Source organism: Listeria sp. Marseille-Q6474, assembly GCF_946902005.1.
GTDB classification, from domain to species: Bacteria; Bacillota; Bacilli; order Lactobacillales; family Listeriaceae; genus Listeria; species Listeria innocua.
This window is the reverse complement of sequence record NZ_CAMPPS010000002.1, coordinates 330,693-350,840: the sequence shown is the minus strand read 5'-3', so window position 1 is coordinate 350,840 and position 20,148 is coordinate 330,693. Positions and strand designations below refer to the sequence as shown.

22 protein-coding genes and 1 tRNA gene are annotated in these 20,148 nt (G+C 37.7%); 4 read left to right on the top strand and 19 right to left on the bottom strand.

The features are described from left to right. Positions 1 to 19 precede the first annotated feature (19 nt). From tsaD to OC533_RS12505, 10 genes are all read right to left on the bottom strand, one after another. Positions 20 to 1,042 carry a tRNA (adenosine(37)-N6)-threonylcarbamoyltransferase complex transferase subunit TsaD gene (gene tsaD, locus OC533_RS12550; protein WP_003769636.1) on the bottom strand — a complete coding sequence of 341 codons (1,023 nt, stop codon included), beginning with the start codon at positions 1,040 to 1,042 and terminating at the stop codon, positions 20 to 22. Next, complete coding sequence (gene rimI / locus OC533_RS12545; protein WP_003763328.1) at positions 1,039 to 1,494, bottom strand: ribosomal protein S18-alanine N-acetyltransferase; 456 nt, start codon at positions 1,492 to 1,494, stop codon at positions 1,039 to 1,041. Before rimI ends, tsaD begins: the two co-directional genes overlap by 4 nt. Further along, entirely contained in the window at positions 1,491 to 2,183 is a 693-nt protein-coding gene (gene tsaB / locus OC533_RS12540; protein WP_185500995.1) for a tRNA (adenosine(37)-N6)-threonylcarbamoyltransferase complex dimerization subunit type 1 TsaB, read from the bottom strand. The genes rimI and tsaB overlap by 4 nt, the downstream gene beginning before the upstream one ends. Next, on the bottom strand, positions 2,180 to 2,641 hold the full coding sequence (gene tsaE, locus OC533_RS12535) for a tRNA (adenosine(37)-N6)-threonylcarbamoyltransferase complex ATPase subunit type 1 TsaE (protein WP_003763333.1): 462 nt from the start codon (positions 2,639 to 2,641) through the stop codon (positions 2,180 to 2,182). The genes tsaB and tsaE overlap by 4 nt, the downstream gene beginning before the upstream one ends. Before the next feature lie 105 nt (positions 2,642 to 2,746). Continuing rightward, positions 2,747 to 3,880, bottom strand: coding sequence for a hypothetical protein (locus tag OC533_RS12530; protein WP_070753756.1), 1,134 nt, complete (start codon positions 3,878 to 3,880; stop codon positions 2,747 to 2,749). A gap of 147 nt (positions 3,881 to 4,027) precedes the next feature. Then, positions 4,028 to 4,408, bottom strand: a complete 381-nt coding sequence (locus OC533_RS12525; protein WP_003763337.1) for a hypothetical protein — start codon at positions 4,406 to 4,408, stop codon at positions 4,028 to 4,030. 95 nt (positions 4,409 to 4,503) lie between these two features. Further along, positions 4,504 to 4,860, bottom strand: coding sequence for a fluoride efflux transporter CrcB (gene crcB, locus OC533_RS12520; protein WP_070753757.1), 357 nt, complete (start codon positions 4,858 to 4,860; stop codon positions 4,504 to 4,506). Beyond that, a complete protein-coding gene (gene crcB, locus OC533_RS12515; RefSeq protein WP_194322660.1) occupies positions 4,850 to 5,239 on the bottom strand; it encodes a fluoride efflux transporter CrcB in 390 nt (129 codons plus the stop codon). Before crcB (OC533_RS12515) ends, crcB (OC533_RS12520) begins: the two co-directional genes overlap by 11 nt. Positions 5,240 to 5,345: 106 nt before the next feature. Further along, on the bottom strand, positions 5,346 to 5,972 hold the full coding sequence (locus OC533_RS12510; RefSeq protein WP_194323604.1) for a GyrI-like domain-containing protein: 627 nt from the start codon (positions 5,970 to 5,972) through the stop codon (positions 5,346 to 5,348). Next, positions 5,969 to 6,862, bottom strand: coding sequence for an aminoglycoside phosphotransferase family protein (locus OC533_RS12505; protein WP_194323603.1), 894 nt, complete (start codon positions 6,860 to 6,862; stop codon positions 5,969 to 5,971). The genes OC533_RS12510 and OC533_RS12505 overlap by 4 nt, the downstream gene beginning before the upstream one ends. 132 nt (positions 6,863 to 6,994) lie before the next feature. On the opposite strand from OC533_RS12505, the gene OC533_RS12500 reads away from it, so the two are divergent. Next, a tRNA-Leu gene (locus OC533_RS12500) sits at positions 6,995 to 7,078 on the top strand. A 126-nt stretch (positions 7,079 to 7,204) separates the two neighbouring features. Here the strand turns inward: OC533_RS12500 and OC533_RS12495 are convergent. The 4 genes from OC533_RS12495 to OC533_RS12480 form a co-directional block, all read right to left on the bottom strand. Further along, the gene (locus OC533_RS12495) at positions 7,205 to 8,485 is read right to left on the bottom strand and encodes a helix-turn-helix domain-containing protein (protein WP_194323602.1); all 1,281 of its coding nucleotides are present in this window, start codon (positions 8,483 to 8,485) and stop codon (positions 7,205 to 7,207) included. A gap of 592 nt (positions 8,486 to 9,077) precedes the next feature. After that, positions 9,078 to 10,409 carry a multidrug efflux MATE transporter FepA gene (gene fepA, locus OC533_RS12490; RefSeq protein WP_003769656.1) on the bottom strand — a complete coding sequence of 444 codons (1,332 nt, stop codon included), beginning with the start codon at positions 10,407 to 10,409 and terminating at the stop codon, positions 9,078 to 9,080. Between the two features lie 14 nt (positions 10,410 to 10,423). After that, complete coding sequence (gene fepR, locus OC533_RS12485) at positions 10,424 to 11,008, bottom strand: efflux pump transcriptional regulator FepR (RefSeq protein WP_010991061.1); 585 nt, start codon at positions 11,006 to 11,008, stop codon at positions 10,424 to 10,426. Between the two features lie 109 nt (positions 11,009 to 11,117). Next, entirely contained in the window at positions 11,118 to 12,161 is a 1,044-nt protein-coding gene (locus OC533_RS12480) for an alpha/beta hydrolase (protein WP_003763352.1), read from the bottom strand. Positions 12,162 to 12,375: 214 nt separating this feature from the next. Between OC533_RS12480 and OC533_RS12475 the strand changes: the two genes are divergently transcribed. The 3 genes from OC533_RS12475 (at position 12,376) to OC533_RS12465 (ending at position 16,647) form a co-directional block, all read left to right on the top strand. Then, positions 12,376 to 13,590, top strand: a complete 1,215-nt coding sequence (locus tag OC533_RS12475) for an argininosuccinate synthase (protein WP_003769660.1) — start codon at positions 12,376 to 12,378, stop codon at positions 13,588 to 13,590. Positions 13,591 to 13,593: 3 nt separating this feature from the next. Beyond that, the gene (argH, locus tag OC533_RS12470; protein ID WP_194323601.1) at positions 13,594 to 14,964 is read left to right on the top strand and encodes an argininosuccinate lyase; all 1,371 of its coding nucleotides are present in this window, start codon (positions 13,594 to 13,596) and stop codon (positions 14,962 to 14,964) included. 159 nt (positions 14,965 to 15,123) lie between these two features. Continuing rightward, positions 15,124 to 16,647: a BCCT family transporter gene (locus OC533_RS12465; protein ID WP_003769664.1), complete on the top strand. Its 1,524-nt coding sequence runs from the start codon at positions 15,124 to 15,126 to the stop codon at positions 16,645 to 16,647. Between the two features lie 43 nt (positions 16,648 to 16,690). Here the strand turns inward: OC533_RS12465 and OC533_RS12460 are convergent, their stop codons facing one another. The 5 genes from OC533_RS12460 to OC533_RS12440 are packed head-to-tail and all read right to left on the bottom strand — an operon-like array spanning position 16,691 to position 20,146. After that, positions 16,691 to 16,888 (bottom strand): hypothetical protein, encoded by a 198-nt coding sequence (locus tag OC533_RS12460; protein WP_003767814.1) that lies wholly within the window; start codon positions 16,886 to 16,888, stop codon positions 16,691 to 16,693. A 3-nt stretch (positions 16,889 to 16,891) separates the two neighbouring features. Continuing rightward, on the bottom strand, positions 16,892 to 17,542 hold the full coding sequence (locus tag OC533_RS12455; protein WP_003767817.1) for a class II aldolase/adducin family protein: 651 nt from the start codon (positions 17,540 to 17,542) through the stop codon (positions 16,892 to 16,894). Position 17,543: 1 nt separating this feature from the next. Continuing rightward, complete coding sequence (locus OC533_RS12450; RefSeq protein ID WP_003763361.1) at positions 17,544 to 18,476, bottom strand: 1-phosphofructokinase; 933 nt, start codon at positions 18,474 to 18,476, stop codon at positions 17,544 to 17,546. A gap of 17 nt (positions 18,477 to 18,493) precedes the next feature. Continuing rightward, a complete protein-coding gene (locus OC533_RS12445) occupies positions 18,494 to 19,843 on the bottom strand; it encodes a PTS galactitol transporter subunit IIC (protein WP_070753765.1) in 1,350 nt (449 codons plus the stop codon). A gap of 27 nt (positions 19,844 to 19,870) precedes the next feature. Then, positions 19,871 to 20,146 carry a PTS sugar transporter subunit IIB gene (locus OC533_RS12440; RefSeq protein ID WP_003763365.1) on the bottom strand — a complete coding sequence of 92 codons (276 nt, stop codon included), beginning with the start codon at positions 20,144 to 20,146 and terminating at the stop codon, positions 19,871 to 19,873. Positions 20,147 to 20,148: the final 2 nt, after the last annotated feature.

The window sequence follows — 20,148 nt, the reverse complement described above, 5'->3', positions numbered from 1 at the left end:
TTTAACTCCGCATGCTTTTTTAAATGTCTTCCAGCAATAAACCTGGATTTGCATTCATATCATAATTGCTTCGTTTTCCTTGTAAGAAACTCACTGTCCCTGCAGCGGCAATCATAGCCGCATTATCACCACATAACGATAACGGCGGAATAATCAGCTCGGTATCCGGAAGTTCTAATTTTACTTCTTGAATAAGTCGCTCTCTTAAACCTTGATTTGCCGCCACTCCTCCAGCAAGAAGCAATTGTTTCACGCCATGTTGTTTAGCTGCGCGAATCGTCTTACTTACTAAAACATCGACTACACTAGCTTGAAAACTAGCTGCCATGTCATTAGGATTTGGTTCTTCCCCGCGCTGTCTTAAATTATGCAACGTATTAATAAAAGAAGACTTCAACCCGCTAAAACTAAAGTCAAACGAACCATCATCCATCATCGCCCGCGGAAAATGGAACGTGTCTTCACCATCTTTTGCAAGTTTATCAATTTGAACACCACCTGGATAAGCTAAACCAAGTGTACGCGCCACTTTATCGTATGCTTCGCCAGCCGCATCATCTCTTGTTTCCCCGATAATTTCAAATTCATTATCTGCTTTCATTAAAACAAGTTCTGTATGCCCACCACTGACAACTAACGATAAAAGCGGAAATTGAAATTCTGTTTCAAAGCGATTCGCATAAATATGTCCAGCAATATGATGCACACCAACTAAAGGCAAATTATGCATAAAAGCAAGTGTTTTTGCAGCATTGACGCCAATTAGAAGTGCACCGACTAAACCAGGTCCTTCAGTTACCGCCACCCCGTCTAAATCATCCATCGTTACATTGGCTTGTTTTAAAGCTTCTTCAATCACAAGCGTAATTTGTTCCACATGATGACGAGATGCAATTTCTGGAACCACACCACCGAATCGCTTATGACTTTCAATTTGCGAAGCCACAACGCTAGATACTATTTCACAACCATTTTTCACAACAGAAGCAGCTGTTTCATCACAGCTCGATTCTATCCCAAGAATTAATGTATTTTTTTTCATAAGTCCACCCACATCACTAGCGCATCTTCTTTCGTATCCGGATAATAGTTTTTCCGAATGGCGCCGTCTTGAAATCCTAATTTCTTGTAAAGCCCTTGTGCTACATCGTTTGAAACGCGAACTTCTAATGTCATCCGGACAACACCGCGCTCTTTTGCAACACGAATCATTTCCCGTAAAAGTGCCTCGCCGTAGTGATTACCTTGAAAATCGGGATGAATCGCAATATTCGTAATGTGCCCTTCATCTAGCACCAGCCATACACCCGCGTACCCGACAACTTGATCCTTATAAGTCGCAAGTAAATAGTAGGCATATTGATTAATAATAAATTCATTTCGAAAAGCGGCTTCTGTCCAAGGTACTGTAAATGCAGCATTTTCTACATTCATAATACTTTTTAAATCCGCAACAGTTGCCTCTCGAAATACTAAGGCCGCGTCCAAACTCACTCAGAACCCCTCGATTCCAACCATTTGCTTTCCGCTTCTGCCAGTTTTAAGTAATCTGGAACAAAATTGTCTGCTGGTTCACCGTCCAAGTTTTCCGCCAGTTTTACAAGCGAGCTGGCCCGCGCATAAGTATAATCAGCTTGACCAAATACCGCTCGTTCCCCTAAAACTTCCGTCACAGTAAGACGAATTTGTTCCGTTAACGTGCCAACAAATAAAATCGCTTCCTTCTCCGCCGTTAATTGTTCAAGTAAATCAGTAAGCGCAATGTGGCTATCCGCTACAATGTTTTTCATTACACCGTCACTTGCACGATAAACACCCGCATACACATTCATACGACGAGCATCCATCAAAGCAACGACTTTTCCAGGGAAGTATAAACCATTTTCTGCTAAAAGTGCTAAGGAAGAAATCCCGACAATTGGAATTCCAGCATCCCACGCCATTGTTTTCGCAACGGTTACACCAATCCGAAGCCCTGTATAAGAACCGGGACCTTTAGCAACAGCGATTTTTTCTATATCAGTTGGTTTTACGGCACATTCTTCCATTAAAGCAGCAATCGCCGGAAGTAATCGCACGCTATGATTTTTTTTCAAATTCGTCGTATATTCACCAAGAACAACACCTTCATTAAAAAGTGCTATCGTCATCGTATCTGAAGACGTATCAATTCCAAGTATCATTTCCCAAAAACCTCCATCGCCAGTTGCTCATATCTTTCTCCAACTGGCTTCACTATCATCTTGCGCGTATTCTCATCTATATGAAAAAGCTTAATTTCCAAGTATTCTTCCGGTAAATCCTCCCGAACAAACTGCGCCCATTCAACCACACTCACACCCGCTCCGTAAAAATATTCTTCCAAACCGAGCTCATCAGTTGAAGCATCCTCCAAGCGGTATACATCCATATGATAAAGTGGCAAGCGCCCTTTTTTATATTCGCGGATAATCGTAAATGTCGGACTTTTAATCATTTGCGGAATTAAAAGGCCTTCCCCAAGACCTTTTGTAAAAGTAGTTTTCCCCGCGCCGAGATCGCCTTCAAGTAAAATCACATCTCCGGCTGCTAATTGTTCGCCGAGTTGTTTTGCGAGAAGCCTTGTCTCTCTTTCATTTGTCATTATTAATTCGAATTCCATTACCTCACCCGTCCATCATTTTCTCTACATATCATACCACAAAGCCGCGCCAAAATAAAAATCAAAAAAACGCAACGACCTAAGCCGCTGCGTCTTTCGGATGAATTAATAACCAGTTCCAGTTAAATCCATTCCACCGTACATTTTCATGGTAACTTCAGTAATAATTTTATTTAATTCTTCGCTCGATATAAGTTGGTCTTTGGTTGGGAAATCTGCTATTGGAACAAATTTCTCCGCTTTTGTTTTCACAGTAAAACTAATTGATTGCTCTGCATTAGCATCGGATTTGTCATCGATTTTGGTTTTAAGGGTGATTGCATCAAATGAATTGTCTTTGCCAGGTTTTACAGAAACTTTAATATGAATGCTCGTATCTTTATTGTCTTTTAAAGATTTAGCTGCGTCTTTTATGCTTGATTGCATTTCTGTATAAGTCGTATCAAAATCTGTTACCGCTTCTGAACCTTGGCTTTCTACAATAACTTTAAAGTCTGCTTTTACTTTTTCATCGTCCATCATTTTTGCTACTTGATTCATCATATTAGCAAGATCAGCGTTTGTAAGTGTGATTGTAAGTGTGCCATCATCCGCTTCTTTAAAACGATCTTTTTCTAAACCACTGAAATAACTATCAATTAATTTAGTCGTTTTTTTATTTAAATCTTTGGAGGCTGCTTCCATTTCTTTTGTGTTAGCAGCAGTCTTAGCTTCTGATTTGCCTGTTAATGAACTTGTTAATTCTTCCGTGCTAAGATATTTGTTTTTTAAATCTGGGTATTCGGTATTAATTTGTGACCACATGCCACCAGTTGATTGGTCTAAATAACTTAGTAATGAAGCATCTGGCTGAACAATAGTTTTAAGTGGAATAAAGACATTACCTGTTTTGCTGTCTAATAAGAAGTCCAAATTAATGGAAACTGGAAGTAAATTATTCGTGGAAGTTAAGTTTAATTTAGTTTCTGATTTTTTTGCTGTCTTATCTGTTGAAGTTGTCATTGAAAGCTTAATATCTTTTAAAATCCCCATCGTTTGAGCGCTGGAATCAGCACTCGCAACATCTATATCGGTTACGGCAAAAGAAGTTGTATATGTAGATTGATCCGGTACATTAGTTGCATTTTTCATGGTTTGAACAAATTTTTCTTGCGGTGTTTTCGCTGCTGAATTTCCACCACAAGCACTGATTACTAACGCTAAAGCTAACAAAATTGAAAATAATATCCCTTTTTTCATAGTTCTCCCCCTGTATCGTTAATACATTTAAACTAACACAATTTAAGTACAGAAAACAAGGAGATTTATAGATTATTCACTAGTTAGTCACAATTAACTTAACTTTTCACTTAGTTAATAAAAAAACGCCCCTAAAAAGGGAACGTTTTATTTTGGCGTTACTTTTAATGAAGTTGCATTTTCAGAAATTTTCCCTGGTGCCGGTGAAGTTACATTTGTGCCTTGTGGGAATGTAGCTTTAATCGTATCACCATCTTTAATATCCGAAAGTTTCATCGTCTTACCAGTGGTGGCATTTGTTACCGCCGTATTGCTATTAACCGTTACAATTAGTTCGCTCGCATAATTATTTTTTTCGCCGCTCCATGTTAACGTGCCATTTACAGTTAATTGTTTATTATTTTCTAATAAACTAGCATCTGTCACTGTTCCATCAAGGACTAAAGCAGGAACTACTTCCTGATTACAGCCTGCCAAAAATATTACGACTAGTAAAACCGACCAGATTACCTTCTTAAAACCTGTCATCTCTTGTTCTCGTCCTCTCTGAAGCTTTTCGTTCTTTCTAGCATAGCATCTTGCGTAAATACAGGCAATCGTTTTCTTATTTTCTTAAACAATTCTTATACACCAAGCATGATTCCGATAAAAGCTGCGATTAAACCACATAAATAAGTCAAACCAACATATGAAAATAACACCTGAAAATTCGTCTTCCACTTTAATTCCATACTCTCTACTTTAAAAGTCGAAAATGTCGTGTATCCGCCCATAAAACCCGTGCCTAAAAAAAGCTGCCACATTGGCCCAAGCGCAGTAGAAACAAGAAATCCTAGCAAAAATGATCCTGTGATATTTATAAAAAAAGTCGCATAAGGAAAATCCGTTTTCCATTTACTTTTGACAAATACAGAAATACCATAACGCAACATCGCACCAAGGCTTGCACCAAAACCGACAAGCAAGAAATTAATCAACATGATGCGCACCTCGCCTCAAGAGCTTATTACTAAATCTTCTACCAAACTTCACCATCACAAGCCCACCAATTAAGCTCACCAAAATATAACTAATAGCTAACACCACTTCACCTTGTTGCAACAATTCTATCGTATCTACACTAAATGCCGAAAAAGTCGTGAATGCCCCAATAAACCCTGTACCAATCCCGTTTAAGAGCACCAATGAAATACGCGATTTTTCCGCCAAAAAAGGCATTATGAAAGCTAATAAAAAACAACCTATTAGATTAACTGCTAAAGTCGCATAAGGGAAATCTCCGCCGCCAAGCCATAAATTCATCGCATACCGGCACATTCCGCCTAACGCCCCAAAAATCCCAACATATAAAAAATACATCTTTAAAGACCCCACTTCACAAAAAAACTGCCCTGAAATATTTACATTCCGGGCAGTCGCCTTTGTCCTATTTCTTCTATACTATAACGCAAAACATTCCAATTATTCAACTCACTGGAAGTCGAAGGATGGTCTTCATTTTTTCTGGATTTGCTTTTCGTGGATCGCTCAAATAGATTTCATGATGTCTCCGAATAGCTCCGGTGTCGTTCCGAAGCCCTTCTATTTCCATAAATTGATGCATTTCCGCCACAGTATGCACTTCCTCGCTGAATGGCCCCACATGCATCATTTGCACACATTCCCCTTCCTCAAAACGAACCAATTTCACGCGACTCGTATCAACGTCAGGCTTTTTCTTCCTTGCAACCTCTTTCGCCCACTCCAACACTTCTTCGGTAACAAAATCTGGTTGTCTAAGAATCGATGTCCAAAGCCACGCATCTCTGTCCTTTAAATCAAACTTCCCTTCAGACCACCAAAAACCTTCCAGCGGCGGTACAACAAAATCCGAGTAACCATCCAGACGCGTCTCGCCCATCTTGCTCATTTTAATCGTGTACGCAATCGCATAAAGTGACTGCACTGCCTTTTGATACTCCTCTCCGTCCGGATCGCCTTTCCCATCCACCATCAAAAAATTCATTTCCGGAACAAAAATACGCTCTGGTTTTCTTTTAGGCGCATAGAATTTCTTTTCCTCTTTTTTAAAATCAATTTTCTTTTCAGTCATTTGAATTCCTCCTCGTTCATCCAGTCTGGCATCAGCTTCTGAAAATTATCATGACTAGCTGCCGTCTTTGCTGCATAATTCATTAACTTATTAAAATTACGAGATTCATTTTTTGCCGCCCAATTAACGGCCGAAGTAATATGCATCGCTGTGTAAAGCGCATAAAGATTCCAAAAATCCGTAACTTCTTCTTTATCAAGATAGCCTAAAATATTTCCTCGTGCAAAAGGTATACTGACCTCTGTTGTAAAAAAGCCGATTTTAGCTAAATCAAAAAAAGGATCCCCGAACTCTAGCCGATTAAAATCAATTAGCCCCGCAAACTTTTTGTTCTTTAAAATAATATTCGCTGGATGAAAATCTCCATGTTGTAAACAAACCGGTCTATTTTTTAATCTAGCTATATTCTCATAAACAAACTGTTCGGTTTCTGTTAAAAAAGAAGCTGTTATTTCTAATTCTTTTAATTCCTCCACTTTTCGTTTAAATTTAACTGTTTGAAAATCCAACCAGTTCATTTTTGGTATATCTAGCGGTATTTTATGAACTTCTCGTAAAATTTCCCCTGCTGAAAAACCAGCCTTAAACTGTTCGGAATGTGATAATCTAAACATGCCATTTTCCGCATCTTCACCGCGCACATAACCAATAATCATATAGCCTTCTCCGCCAGTAAAGCCAAAATCATATGCTCGTGGAACAAATGGAGTTTGAGAACCTAACGCTTGGATTATTTCAAATTCTTGCTTTCGTGTTTGGAGTAACTCTTTTGGAAAAACACGTACAAGATAGGTTTCATCCACCTGATATTTCTTATCGATAGAAAAACCCTTTTTTATTTCTGAAACCACTTTCGCATTACGCAACATTTTCAATTGGGTCACATCCATAATTAGCTCTCCCTCCAATAAATTCGCTATTCTCCATTATACAAGAATACGCTTACTTTTTTCCAATTATCTATGCAGAATTTATTGACAAAATAATAGAATCAATATTATAATTAGTTTTGCTACGCATACGCGGTCGTGGCGGAATCGGCAGACGCGCTAGGTTGAGGGCCTAGTGGGGTAAAACCCGTGGAGGTTCAAGTCCTCTCGGCCGCATAGAGAACTACAAGTAGGTTTCGTAATTGTTCATACAGTTACGAAACCTTTTTTGATAGAACAAATGACACCTCAATGAAAAAAGGAAAACCACGTTAACTACTGAACTGATCTTCCTTTTTTATACTAAGCTAAAATATTATATGCCATTTTATATTTCGTTGAGTCAGCGAAGTGCTTACTTGCGTGTTTTTTTACGCGTTCAATTAATGCTGGATCATTGGATTCATCAATTTTTTTAAGCAAGCCTAACATTTTCTTTTCATAGCTAGATTGCTTGTTTTGATGGTACAGCAGTAATGTTTCCGTATAGGTTACAAAAAAATTGATTTCCATTACTTGCTCAGTTACTTTGTTAATAATAGCCAGTAAATTACTTGTTTCTAATACTGACCCTTGTTCAGCAAAAATAACCATCAGTTCTGTAATTACAAGGTAGTCATTGTTATTAAAACCTATCTCAGAAGCCTCATGCGCCATTAATTCCTCGTATAAACAAACTATCTTTTCATCGAATAACTCATGATTACCCTCGACTCTTTCTATTTCTGCCAGCTTAAAGCGAACAAGAAAATAATACATTGTTTTAGCTTCTGGATACATGTTAAAAAATACTAGCACTTCTTCAAATTTCCGCTTTGCTTCAGTCATAAAGCCAATTTGAAAGTTTATATAACCATACAAATATAAAATGGCCGTAATCCTTTCTTGGTCTCTGCTCGGGAATCTCTTAATTAAGTTCCAGGCACATTCAATGTGTTTTAAAGCAGGTTCATAGTTATTTAGACATATGTAATTAATACAAAGCCCCACTTGAAAAACCACTTGAAACGCAGCTTTATCAGTTAAATCAATGCTTTTTTCCCAGTACTCCACTGCCAATTGATAGTCGCAAGTAGCATGAGAATGTTTCACAGCTTGCCCATAGTAATAATAACTAAGCAAATCCGGTGGGAATGAGTCCACTACACGCTTTTCATTACTATTTAAATACGTTCTTTCTATTTCTCTAGCTTTAGAAAATTCCCATGTTTTATAGTAAAAACCTGCTTGAAGCCAGTAAAAACTAAGTTCTATAACAGGAGATTCACACAGTAAATCGACATTCGCAGCTATTTTATCAAGTCTATCTTCCACTTCTTTTGTATTCGAAAAAACAAGTAACTCAAATATCTGCTTGAGTTCTTGTAATAATTCTTTATTTAAATCCTCATTGCCTATTAAAAGAGCTTCTTCCGGTATTTCCAGACGTTTCGCTATATGCATTAACGTTTCAAAAGAAGCCACTTTCACACCATTCTCTATATTAGCTAAATAAGGGACGGAAATGATTCCTTTAGCCGCCTCTTTTAAAGTAAGTTGTTTTATTTTACGGATATTTCTAATTCGTAAACCGATTAAATCCATGATGTCACCGCCATTACTTAGAAAACTTTTCTTTTAATTATATACATTTATTTTTAGAAAACAAATACCCTATTTAATAGTTTTAGCTTCTTTTCATAACGAATGTTTTTTCGGTTATAATTATCCAGTCTTACACAAGGCTTAAAATCAGTACTAGACTTGATTTCAAGCATCTTTACACGCTTCACTAATTTGCCATATTTAATGTTTTTCTTTACGTTCGCCATTAGCTTTTTACACCAATGGCAAAGTAAAGACATTAAAAAATTCCTTGAATCGCTATTATTTTATTTTGCATTATCTGTAAAATTATCCCTCATACATTTCCCTACAGAGTTTCCATTGCTCCCACATGCAACTATAAAACAGCAAAGTAAAACAGGATTCCTAAAACACTCAGGAGTCCATAAAATAGTAACTATTCATTCCCTTTTTAAAGCATTCCTACGTAAACGGAAACGTAGAACAATATTTTACCATTTAAATCGCCATACTGAGGAAAAAGGAAACAAATGGAAATATACTCTTTTTAATCTTATTTTTTTGCCAAATCATCCTAAAAAGACGAAGATACTAGATCTCCGTCTTTGTTTTATTTAAATAAGATATGTTTCTTCTTCATGTAAAATACAATCGAAATAGCTACAATCATTTCTGAAATTGGAATTGCTAACCAAACACCTGGAATGCCAATAATTGGTGGCAAAATAAGCAAGAAAATCACCATGAAAATAATTTCTCGTGAAATCGTAATCCATGTTGCCATTTTGACTTTATCAGAAGTTTGGAAGTAAGTCATCATAACAAAGTTAAAGCCCATAAATAAGTAAGCTGAATAGAATAACTTAATTCCGTTACTTGCAAGTTCTCGAATTTCTGCACTAAAGTTTCCGAACATCGAAACGAGCAGATTAGAACCAAATAATCCAACTAATAAGAAAGCAACCCCAGTACCAAATGCTACGACAATCGCAATTTTCAAGGTTTCAATTTCTTTTTCTCTCGCCCTTGCCCCGCGGTAATAACTAATAAGTGGCTGAATCGCTGAACCCATACCAAGGAACAACATTAAAATCACACTATGGGTATAATTTAAAACCGAGAATGCTGCAACTCCTGCAGTACCAGCAATCGCTGCGATGGAAATATTATATCCGAAAGTAAATACTGACACGCCAACTTCTGCTAAAAAACTTGGCAAGCCGATGCCCAGTGTTTTTTTGAAAAAAGCTTTATTCCAATTCACTTTTACAAATTTCAAGCGACTGGATTTTTTAAAGAAATGGGTAGTTAGGATAAGCACACCGATAATAATAGCAATCATCGTAGCAAGTGCAGATCCGGTTACGCCCCATTCAAATACAAATAAGAATAAATAATTCAAAATAACATTACTGATTGCTGTAACAATAAGGGCAATCATTGATAAATTCGGATCACCATCATTACGAACAAAAATACTTAAAATATTTTCAAGTGTAAGTGCAAAACCGAAAATAAGTAATATATTCATATATTCCAGTACATAACCAATCGTTTCATCATTCGCGCCTAAAAAATATGCCAGTGGTACTTTAAAAATAAAAGCGAGGATTGCAATAACCACCGTAATCGATACAACTGCTAAAATCGCATTCGTAAAAATTGATTGCGCTTTAGGAACATTTTTTTCTCCAATAGCAAACGAAAACTGGGTCGCGGCTCCAATCCCAATCCAAATCGAAATGGCTGTAAAAATCGTAAATACGGGTACAGCAATATTTATCCCTGCAAGCGCCACTCCGCCGAGCTTATGCCCAACAAAAATTCCATCAATTACAATATTCAAAGACATTAATAACATTCCGACCAAGGAAGGAACTAAATATCTAAAATAAATCTTTTTAACTGAATCTGTTTCTAATATTTCTATATTCTTTGCCATGTTACACCTCTAAATTAAGCTTTTAGCGTAATTCCTCTCCAGAAAATTTGCCATAAAGCTGTGATTTTCTTTTTTGTCCGTTCGGGGTCGTTCACATAAACAATGTCCACGATAACCGCGTCAAGAATTCCCATGTACGCTTCTTTCATCGTTTCGACATCTTGCATTGGAATCAACTTTTGTTCAATCCAATCGCTAAATAAATCAGTGAAATCTTGTTCCATTTGCAAAATATTCTCGGTAATATCTGCCTGAACAATATCATACAAATGTTTCGGCGGATAAAACCCGTATCGCAACCAAAATTGGTAAGCTTCATCGGTATCATATAATTCCTTCACACCAAAAAGTAAACTAGATAACACTAAGTCGGGCCTAGATAAATCACTATCTCGAAGTTTCGCTCGGTAGTAATCAATTTCTGTAGACTTCGCGTCCTTCATAATAGATAAAAACAAATCATCCTTATCTTTAAAATGAGAATAGATGGATTGTTTCTTTAGCCCTACAACTCCTGCAATATCAGCAAGGGATGTCCCTTCAAAACCATTATTTGCAAAAAGTGTCAGTGCTGCTTGCTTTATTTCTTCTTTTCTCATCTTTTCACCCCTCTCATAAAACTGACGACCGTTCGTAAGTCATTCTCTCATGAAAAAAATTCTTTGTCAATAAAAAAATCCACTCTCGTGAAAGAGTGGATTCAAAGATTTATTTTTCTTCTAAAAACTCGCTAATCAATTCGTAAGTCTCATCAGTTGCTTCGGATGTTGTTGTCATAAAGCCGTGTGGAACTTTTTCAAAACGTTTCGCAAATACTTCTACACCAGCATCTTTTAATTTCTTCGCATATGCTTCTCCTTGATCTCTTAGTGGATCAAATTCAGCAGTTGCGATGAAGGTTTTAGGAAGACCAGCTAAGTCTTTACTACGAATTGGTGCAATCAGCGGATCATATTTACGGTCGCTTGAGTTCGCAATATATAATTTAAAGAATTTGTCTAAAGATTCTTTTGTAAGTACATATCCTTCCGCAAATTCATCCATTGACGGATAAAGCACTGAAGCATCACGACTGAAAATATCCGTTGCTGGATAAAGTAAAATTTGTGCCGTAACATTTGGTTTTCCTTTGGCTTTGGCAATTTGGGTCACTACTGTTGCTAAGTTTCCGCCTACGCTATCCCCTGCGACAATAATATCGGAGGATTTAGCACGTAAACTAGTACGGTGATTTTGTACCCAAAGTAATGCTGCATAAGCATCTTCCACTGCTGCCGGGAAAGGATTTTCTGGTGCTAGTCGGTAGTCAACTGTGACAACGCGAGCACCTGTTGTTTGTACAAGTTTTCTTGCAATCGCATCATGTGTTTGCAAACCACCTAACACAAATCCGCCACCATGATAATAAACGATAATCTCGAATGGTCCGTCCTCTTTTGGCGTATAAATCCGAATCGGAATTTTACCAGCTGGACCGTCAATTTTTTTATTTTCGACATCGCCTATTTCAATATCTTTAGCAGAAGGCAATGCTTTTGTCGCAAGTCTCATATATTTATATCGCGAGTCTACATCTGACAATGGTGAAGTATTTTTTACAAATTCCTGGGAAGCCTCATCTAAATTCTCAAGTACCTCGGGATCATATTCTTTTTTCCCAACCGCTTTTTTGTAAATAAAGAAAACGATTACTAACGGAAGTAGAATAATTCCTGCAAAACCAATGGCAATCCATTTTATTGCATTTTTCATATTCGTTCAACTCCTTCAATATAACTTCAATATCAAGTATAGCAGTTTTACGAACAGGAACCAATTTATTACTATTTGAAATGGCTATTTTTCTTGTGAAATGTATTTTTAATCATAATGATGAATATTTTAAAATAAAAAGGTTGATATATGATAGTATAGGTGTTAATATAAATACAAATGTTTGTATATTTATGAATAGGGGATGTTTACAATGACGAAAGAAAAAATCGTATTAGCTTACTCTGGTGGGTTAGATACTTCTGTTGCAATTCAGTGGTTAGTGGAATCAGGTTATGAAGTTATCGCATGTTGTTTAGACGTTGGTGAAGGGAAAAATTTGGATTTTATTAAAGAAAAAGCGATTACTGTCGGCGCAAGTGCATCTTATACAATTGATGCCAAGGAAGAATTTGCCGAAAACTTTGCTTTAATCGCCCTTCAAGCTCATGCCTATTATGAAGGAAAATATCCACTTATTTCTGCTTTAAGTCGTCCTTTAATCGCGAAAAAATTAGTAGAAGTAGCTCGTCAAGAAGGCGCATCTGCTATCGCTCATGGTTGTACTGGTAAAGGAAATGACCAAGTTCGGTTTGAAGTTGCGATTCATGCTCTTGCTCCTGATTTAAAAGTCGTTTCCCCTGTCCGGGACTGGAAATGGTCTAGAGAAGAAGAAATCAATTACGCCAAAGAACATAACATCCCCGTTCCAATTGATTTAGATAATCCTTTCTCGATTGACCAAAACCTTTGGGGCAGAAGTAACGAATGTGGTGTGCTTGAAAACCCATGGACAACGCCACCAGAAGCGGCTTACGACTTAACAGTTAGCTTAGAAGATGCACCTGACACGGCGGATATTGTCGAAATTACATTTGATGCTGGTATTCCTATTTCTCTTAATGGCGAAAATATGAGCCTAGCAAATTTAATTCTTACTTTAAACGAAATTGCTGGAAAACATGGCGTTGGTAGAATTGACCATATCGAAAATCGTTTAGTTGGTATTAAATCACGTGAAGTATACGAATGTCCCGCCGCAGTCACTTTGATTACTGCACATAAAGAATTAGAAGATTTAACTTTTGTTCGTGAAGTGGCACATTTCAAACCTATTATTGAACAAAAAATCAGCGAAACAATTTACAATGGCTTATGGTTTTCGCCTTTAACAGAAGCATTAATTGCCTTCTTAAAATCCACGCAAAAATTCGTGAACGGTACGATTCGCGTAAAACTATTTAAAGGTCATGCCATCGTCGAAGGAAGAAAATCACCGAATTCGCTTTATGATGAAAATTTAGCAACCTATACTTCTTCCGATACATTCGATCAAGATGCTGCTGTTGGTTTCATCAAGCTATTTGGACTACCAACGAAAGTGAGCGCAGAAGTCAATTCAAAAGTTACAATAACAACTGAGGTGTAAAAAATGGAAAAACTATGGGGCGGACGTTTTCAAGGGAAAAGTGAAGCATGGATTGATGACTTTGGTGCTTCGATTTCTTTTGATCAAAAAATGGCGAAAGAAGACTTGGCGGGAAGCTTGGCACATGTCGCAATGCTAGCAAAATGTGGTATTATTTCTGATTCTGAGGCGAGTGAAATTACCGCTGGGCTAAAAATCCTCCAAGAAAAATTAGCGCTTGGGGAACTGGAATTTAGTACTGTAAACGAAGATATTCATTTAAATATCGAAAAACTATTACACGAGGAAATCGGGCCTGTCGCGGGAAAACTTCATACGGCGCGTAGTCGGAATGACCAAGTTGCAACAGACATGCATTTGTATTTAAAAGAAGCAGTCGCAGAAATTATTCAATCGTTAAAACATTTGCGCGCGGTGCTTGTCCAAAAAGCGGAGGTGAACGTCGAAACGATTATGCCTGGCTATACACACTTGCAACACGCCCAACCCATCTCTTTTGCGCATCATTTATTAGCTTATTTTGGTATGTTTACACGTGATTTAGAGCGTTTAGAAGAAAGCGTCAAACGGATTGATATTTCGCCACTTGGGTCTGCGGCGCTCGCTGGAACGACTTTTCCAATTGATCGGGCCTATAGCGCTGAACTTCTTGATTTTTCCGCTGTTTATGAAAATAGCTTGGACGGCGTGAGCGATCGTGATTTTATTATCGAGTTTCTTAGTAACAGTTCTATTTTAATGATGCATTTATCGCGTTTTTGTGAAGAATTGATACTTTGGACGAGCCATGAGTTTAAATTTGTGGAATTAACGGACGCTTTTTCAACGGGAAGTTCGATTATGCCGCAAAAGAAAAATCCTGATATGGCCGAATTAATTCGCGGGAAAACAGGTCGTGTTTACGGAAACCTTTTCGGCATGTTAACAGTTTTAAAGGGGCTGCCGCTCGCTTATAATAAAGATTTACAAGAAGATAAAGAAGGCATGTTTGATACATTGGAGACGGTTCAGACAAGCTTAGATATTTTCGCGGGAATGATTGAAACGATGAAGATCAATGCAGATATAATGGAAGAATCGACGCAAAAAGATTTTTCCAATGCGACCGAACTAGCGGATTATCTCGCGAAAAAAGGCGTTCCATTTAGAGAAGCGCATGAGATTGTTGGGAAATTGGTGCTTGAATGTACGCAAAATGGGATTTATTTGCAAGACGTCGCACTTAGCCACTACCAAGAAATCCATCCGCTTATTGAGGAAGACATTTATACTGTTCTTGCTTCAAAAACAGCGGTTCAAAAGAGAAATTCATATGGCGGTACGGGGTTTGATCAAATCCACGTTGCACTCGCCAATGCGAAAAAAACATTATAAAGTTGGCTGGAATGCATAGATGCGTTCCAGCTTTTTAATTCCAGCAGACTTTGTGGTTTGATTTGTCAGAGCAGTACTTTTTTTGTTACTATAAAATAGATGTTACCTTTGTGCTAACATGGGGAAATACATACTTAGACTATAAAGGGAAGTGATGCAATGAAAAAATTAACGAACGTCTTTTGGGGAGCTAGTCTATTAGTTCTCATAGCAGTTTTGTTTGGTGCTTTTTTGCCAGAACAATTTGAAACTCTTACAACAAATGTCCAAAGATTTTTAACAAGTAATTTCGGTTGGTACTACCTTTTTGTAGTCGCAATCATTATCATTTTTTGCATATTTTTAATATTAAGCCCGATTGGCTCTATTCGACTCGGGAAACCCGGCGAGAAACCAGGATATAGTAATAAGTCATGGTTCGCAATGTTGTTTAGTGCCGGCATGGGAATTGGACTTGTATTCTGGGGAGCTGCTGAACCGCTATCCCATTTTGCCGTTCAAGCCCCTGGTGGTGAAGTTGGCTCTCAAGCTGCAATGAAAGATGCGCTTCGTTATTCTTTTTTTCATTGGGGAATTTCCGCTTGGTCCATTTATGCAATAGTTGCCTTAGCGCTAGCTTACTTTAAGTTTCGAAAGGATACTCCTGGTCTAATAAGCGCCACACTTTATCCGATATTAGGTAAACATGCGAAAGGACCACTTGGACAATTAATCGATATTATCGCTGTTTTCGCTACGGTTATCGGAGTAGCAACCACGCTTGGACTTGGAGCTCAGCAAATCAATGGCGGTCTTACATATTTATTTCATGTCCCTAACAACTTTACAGTGCAACTAATCATCATTGTCATTGTCACTGTTTTATTTTTATTATCAGCAATGTCTGGCTTAGATAAAGGAATTCAGTTATTAAGTAATGTGAATATTTATGTCGCTGGCGTATTACTTATTCTAACGTTAATTCTAGGACCTACGCTTTTCATTATGAATAACTTCACTAATTCGTTTGGTGATTATTTACAGAACATTATCCAAATGAGTTTCCAAACTGCACCAAATGCGCCTGATGCTAGAAAATGGATTGATTCATGGACCATTTTTTACTGGGCATGGTGGCTATCGTGGTCTCCATTTGTCGGTATCTTTATTGCCAGAATTTCACGCGGTCGAACGATTCGTCAATTTTTATTAGGTGTTATCGTGCTTCCTGCGTTAGTTAGTATTTTCTGGTTTGCAGTGTTTGGTGGTTCGGCGATTTTTGTCGATCAATACAAAGATACAGCTCTTTCCACTTTGGCGACCGAACAAGTCCTTTTTGGGGTATTTGATCAATTTCCATTTGGCATCGTATTATCTATTGTTGCGATGATTTTAATTGCCGTGTTCTTCATTACTTCTGCCGATTCTGCGACCTTTGTTTTAGGTATGCAAACGACTGGTGGCTCTTTAAACCCACCAAACTCGGTAAAAGTAACATGGGGGCTTTTACAGTCTGGAATAGCGAGTGTACTTCTTTATGCAGGCGGTCTAACAGCGCTACAAAACGCATCAATTATTGCCGCTTTTCCATTTTCGATAGTGATTATCTTAATGATAGTTTCACTGTTTGTTTCTTTAACAAAAGAACAAGAAAAACTCGGCCTGTATGTTCGACCGAAAAAATCACAACGTTCCAAACTATAATAAAAAGGGATGAAAATCTAGTTTTAGATTTTCATCCCTTTTTTCATCCTTTTTTCTGCTTTGCCGCGATTATTTCACGATAGCTACGTGTTTTTTTAGGATATTTTTTCCGAAAGAAATGTTGCGATACTACTGCTAAAACAAGTGATATGGCAGTAATTGGAATAGAACTTCTAAAAATACCGACCATTAGTAATAAAGCACTGGCAAATAAGGTTGCATTAAAAAGGAATTTTTCCATTAGTTACTCCTCCAAATTATAATTTAATTCGCGGTCATGAGCTAATTTTTTAATACCTAAAGCATCAAAGACCATCGCTTTTTCTGCAATATAAGCATTATATTCAATCCGTTCCAACATATCATATGCTTTATGCAGGGATGTTTCTAAAACAACAATGCCGTGTTTATTTAATAAACTCGCACTAGGAACAGCTTTTTCACCAAGTTCGATGACATGTTTACGTACGATTTCAGCAAGTTCTGGACTAGTCGCTGGTGCAAATTCAAGTGTTGGAATGCGACCGATTTTTTGCGTCGCTTCTGTTAAATTCGGAAGTTCCATACCAAGAGTTGCAAATAACATCGATTCTTTTGGATGAGCATGAAGGACACAGCCAATTTTTGGATTTTCTACATAGCAGGCACGGTGCAAGTTAATTTCTCGCGTAATTCTTCCGTCTCCTTCTACGACTTCATTATTGTTATCTACTACAAGAATTTCATATGGGGAAAGATCGCAAAGTTTTGCTTGGCTCATCAGCGTTGGTGTCATAATAATATGCTCATTATTCATGCGCACACTTACATTTCCTCCCGCAGCATTTGTTTCAAAGCGGTCAAACATCGTCTTCACTATTTTGGCTAAATCTTCACGTTCTTTTTGGTATAACATATTATCTCTCCTCCAATTGTATAATACTTACTTGATTCTTGAGTTTTCCAGCGGCTTCTAAATCAAAGCTCGAACTGTCTTGTTGCATGACTTTACTGGCTGAACAACCTGTCGCAACTTTTAATGTTTCTGTAATTGGCATGTTCATCGCAAGTCCTGCAATAAATGCCCCGACAAACACGTCGCCAGCCCCAGTATCATTTCGTTCCTGCACTTTCGGTGGAATAACTTGATACAATTTGCCATTATGTGCGCAAATGGACCCTTTTGCTCCAAGTGAAACGACCAGGTAAGGGATCTTTTCGGCTAAAGTGCGGATATTTTCTTCGAGTGAATTCGTTTTTTCGTCTAAAATGGCGATTACTTCATCTTCATTTGGTTTAATGAAATCGACGCCCATTTCGACAGCTAAATTTAAATATTCACCAGAGTTATCACATCCGAGAAAAGCCCCTGTTGCTTTGACAGTTCTTAGTAGTTCTTTAAAATCAGATAATGTATAATGAGGAGGCGGGGATCCAGCAATCACCACCATATCCTCTTTTTTAACTTTTTTAGCGATTTGTTTTAAAAGATTGTCTTTGTTGGTCTGACTTACGGTAAAACCAGCTTCAGGTATCATCGTGCTGCCATTCGTGTCATCACTTAAGACGACGAAGCATTCTCTTGTCGAAGTTCCAGCTTCTACAAGGAAATCATGGTTGATATGTTTTTCTTTTAGAATGGCATATAGTTTGTCGAGATTGTCTGATCCCGCAATTCCAAGTGCTTCATTTTTAATTCCAAATTTGGATAACACTCCTGAAACATGAAGCCCCTTTCCCCCGCAATCAAATTCTGTTTTTATGACTCGATTTGTCTTCCTTTTTTCTAACTCCCCACGAATGAAAAGCAACCGGTCAATAGCTGGATTTAATGTTATCGTGTAAATCATCTCATCACTCCTATTTCTTAAGAGCTAGCTTTTTCTAGTTCAATTGTTCGTTTTTTCATCATTTTCACGTAAAATACTAGTAATACTACCCAAATTGCGACAAAAATAAATCCTAAAATAGTGAACTGACTTGCTTCTGCAAAAATATAACGGAATACTGGATATTCAAGCGTACTCCAAGTAATTTGTTGTCCAGCTTTGAGGGAAATCGCGCCTGTAGAATGCGCTAAATCCGTGATTGTTCCTGCGAAGAAAGTAGATACATATAAGAAAATCGGCGTTGTAATCGTTCCAAGAATAATCATACGAATCAAGTTCCCACCTGTTACAATCAGAGCCGGCGCGCACAAGGAAATATTTAAAATCCCAGCGAACGGTAATACGCCATTTCCTGGTAGAATAAGCGCGAAAATAAGTGTAACTGGTACCATAAGGACGATTGCCACCCATACTTCACTACACCCTGCCAAAATTGGCCAATCTAGCCCAATAAAAAGTTCACGATTTTTAAATTTACGTTTCATAAATTCAGAAATACCATCAGATAATGGTGATAAAGCTTGCATAAATAGTTTCGCAACCATTGGGAAAAGTGTTAATGCAGCTGCTGCTTGCATGGCTAACATCAACGTTTTTGCTACATCATATCCTGCTGCAATCCCTAAAAGTCCACCGATAATAAAGCCCATCACATGGTTTTCTGCAAAAATACCAATTTTGTCTTTTAACGCGTTGGCATCCATGTCTTTACGTAGTGCTGGGATTTTCTTCAGTAGCCAGTCAATTGGCATTAAGAAAATACAGAAAATCATCATACCATGGGAAACTGTTACACCCGGAATGCCGTTTAATTCTTGAATTTGACGTTGGTTGGCATCACATAGAATAAGTTCAGTAACAATTTGAATTCCGGCAACGATAAATGCTAAATAAACATTTTGCGTTACACCAATAATAAGTACAGCTGTCAAAATTTTACCCCAAACATTCCATAAATCGACGTTCAAGGTTTTTGTTTTATTGATGACAAGCATAATAGCATTAATCCCCAGTTGTAGAGGGAACATCAGGAAGGCAAATGGCCATGCCCAAGCAAGTGTCGCCATTGAGGTCCATCCACCATCTAAAATGCTTAAATTAATTCCTGTTCGTTCTGCAAGACCTTGTGCTGCAGGCGTTAAAGCTTCAATCATAAAGCCAATAACGATATTCATCCCAAGGAAAGCAACCCCGAGGATAATCCCCGCACTTACCGCATCTCTTACTTTCATTCGTACAATAAGCCCAATAATAATCATCAGTGCTGGAACAAAAACGGCAGCTCCAAGATTCAAAATAAACTGTATAACTGATTGTAATGACTCCATTTTTTCACGCTCCCTGTTTTGTCTTGTTTATTTTAAGGCGTTAAGTAATTTTTCTGTTTCTTCGTCCATGCCCATGCCAGTTAAGAACGCAATACCATTTAATGTTGGAATATCAAATTCCTTGTTCGCTTTAGTAATCGCCACATATACATCACTCGTTTTAATATGTTGGTCTAATGATTTAATGTCTACTGCTTCTACTGTTGCGCGAACTCCTTTTTCTTTTAAAATACGTTCTACTTTAGAGGCAACTGTTTGACTTGTTGCCACTCCTGATCCACACGCTACGATAACTTTTTTCACTG

What these genes read in the sequence shown, in the direction of transcription:
- tsaD (WP_003769636.1), bottom strand. Translation starts at nt 1,042, where the DNA reads ATGAAAAAAAATACATTAATTCTTGGGATAGAATCGAGCTGTGATGAA.
- tsaB (WP_185500995.1), bottom strand. Translation starts at nt 2,183, where the DNA reads ATGATACTTGGAATTGATACGTCTTCAGATACGATGACGATAGCACTT.
- tsaE (WP_003763333.1), bottom strand. Translation starts at nt 2,641, where the DNA reads ATGGAATTCGAATTAATAATGACAAATGAAAGAGAGACAAGGCTTCTC.
- OC533_RS12530 (WP_070753756.1), bottom strand. Translation starts at nt 3,880, where the DNA reads ATGAAAAAAGGGATATTATTTTCAATTTTGTTAGCTTTAGCGTTAGTA.
- OC533_RS12525 (WP_003763337.1), bottom strand. Translation starts at nt 4,408, where the DNA reads ATGACAGGTTTTAAGAAGGTAATCTGGTCGGTTTTACTAGTCGTAATA.
- crcB (WP_070753757.1), bottom strand. Translation starts at nt 4,860, where the DNA reads ATGTTGATTAATTTCTTGCTTGTCGGTTTTGGTGCAAGCCTTGGTGCG.
- crcB (WP_194322660.1), bottom strand. Translation starts at nt 5,239, where the DNA reads ATGTATTTTTTATATGTTGGGATTTTTGGGGCGTTAGGCGGAATGTGC.
- OC533_RS12510 (WP_194323604.1), bottom strand. Translation starts at nt 5,972, where the DNA reads ATGACTGAAAAGAAAATTGATTTTAAAAAAGAGGAAAAGAAATTCTAT.
- OC533_RS12505 (WP_194323603.1), bottom strand. Translation starts at nt 6,862, where the DNA reads ATGGATGTGACCCAATTGAAAATGTTGCGTAATGCGAAAGTGGTTTCA.
- OC533_RS12495 (WP_194323602.1), bottom strand. Translation starts at nt 8,485, where the DNA reads ATGGATTTAATCGGTTTACGAATTAGAAATATCCGTAAAATAAAACAA.
- fepA (WP_003769656.1), bottom strand. Translation starts at nt 10,409, where the DNA reads ATGGCAAAGAATATAGAAATATTAGAAACAGATTCAGTTAAAAAGATT.
- fepR (WP_010991061.1), bottom strand. Translation starts at nt 11,008, where the DNA reads ATGAGAAAAGAAGAAATAAAGCAAGCAGCACTGACACTTTTTGCAAAT.
- OC533_RS12480 (WP_003763352.1), bottom strand. Translation starts at nt 12,161, where the DNA reads ATGAAAAATGCAATAAAATGGATTGCCATTGGTTTTGCAGGAATTATT.
- OC533_RS12475 (WP_003769660.1), top strand. Translation starts at nt 12,376, where the DNA reads ATGACGAAAGAAAAAATCGTATTAGCTTACTCTGGTGGGTTAGATACT.
- argH (WP_194323601.1), top strand. Translation starts at nt 13,594, where the DNA reads ATGGAAAAACTATGGGGCGGACGTTTTCAAGGGAAAAGTGAAGCATGG.
- OC533_RS12465 (WP_003769664.1), top strand. Translation starts at nt 15,124, where the DNA reads ATGAAAAAATTAACGAACGTCTTTTGGGGAGCTAGTCTATTAGTTCTC.
- OC533_RS12460 (WP_003767814.1), bottom strand. Translation starts at nt 16,888, where the DNA reads ATGGAAAAATTCCTTTTTAATGCAACCTTATTTGCCAGTGCTTTATTA.
- OC533_RS12455 (WP_003767817.1), bottom strand. Translation starts at nt 17,542, where the DNA reads ATGTTATACCAAAAAGAACGTGAAGATTTAGCCAAAATAGTGAAGACG.
- OC533_RS12450 (WP_003763361.1), bottom strand. Translation starts at nt 18,476, where the DNA reads ATGATTTACACGATAACATTAAATCCAGCTATTGACCGGTTGCTTTTC.
- OC533_RS12445 (WP_070753765.1), bottom strand. Translation starts at nt 19,843, where the DNA reads ATGGAGTCATTACAATCAGTTATACAGTTTATTTTGAATCTTGGAGCT.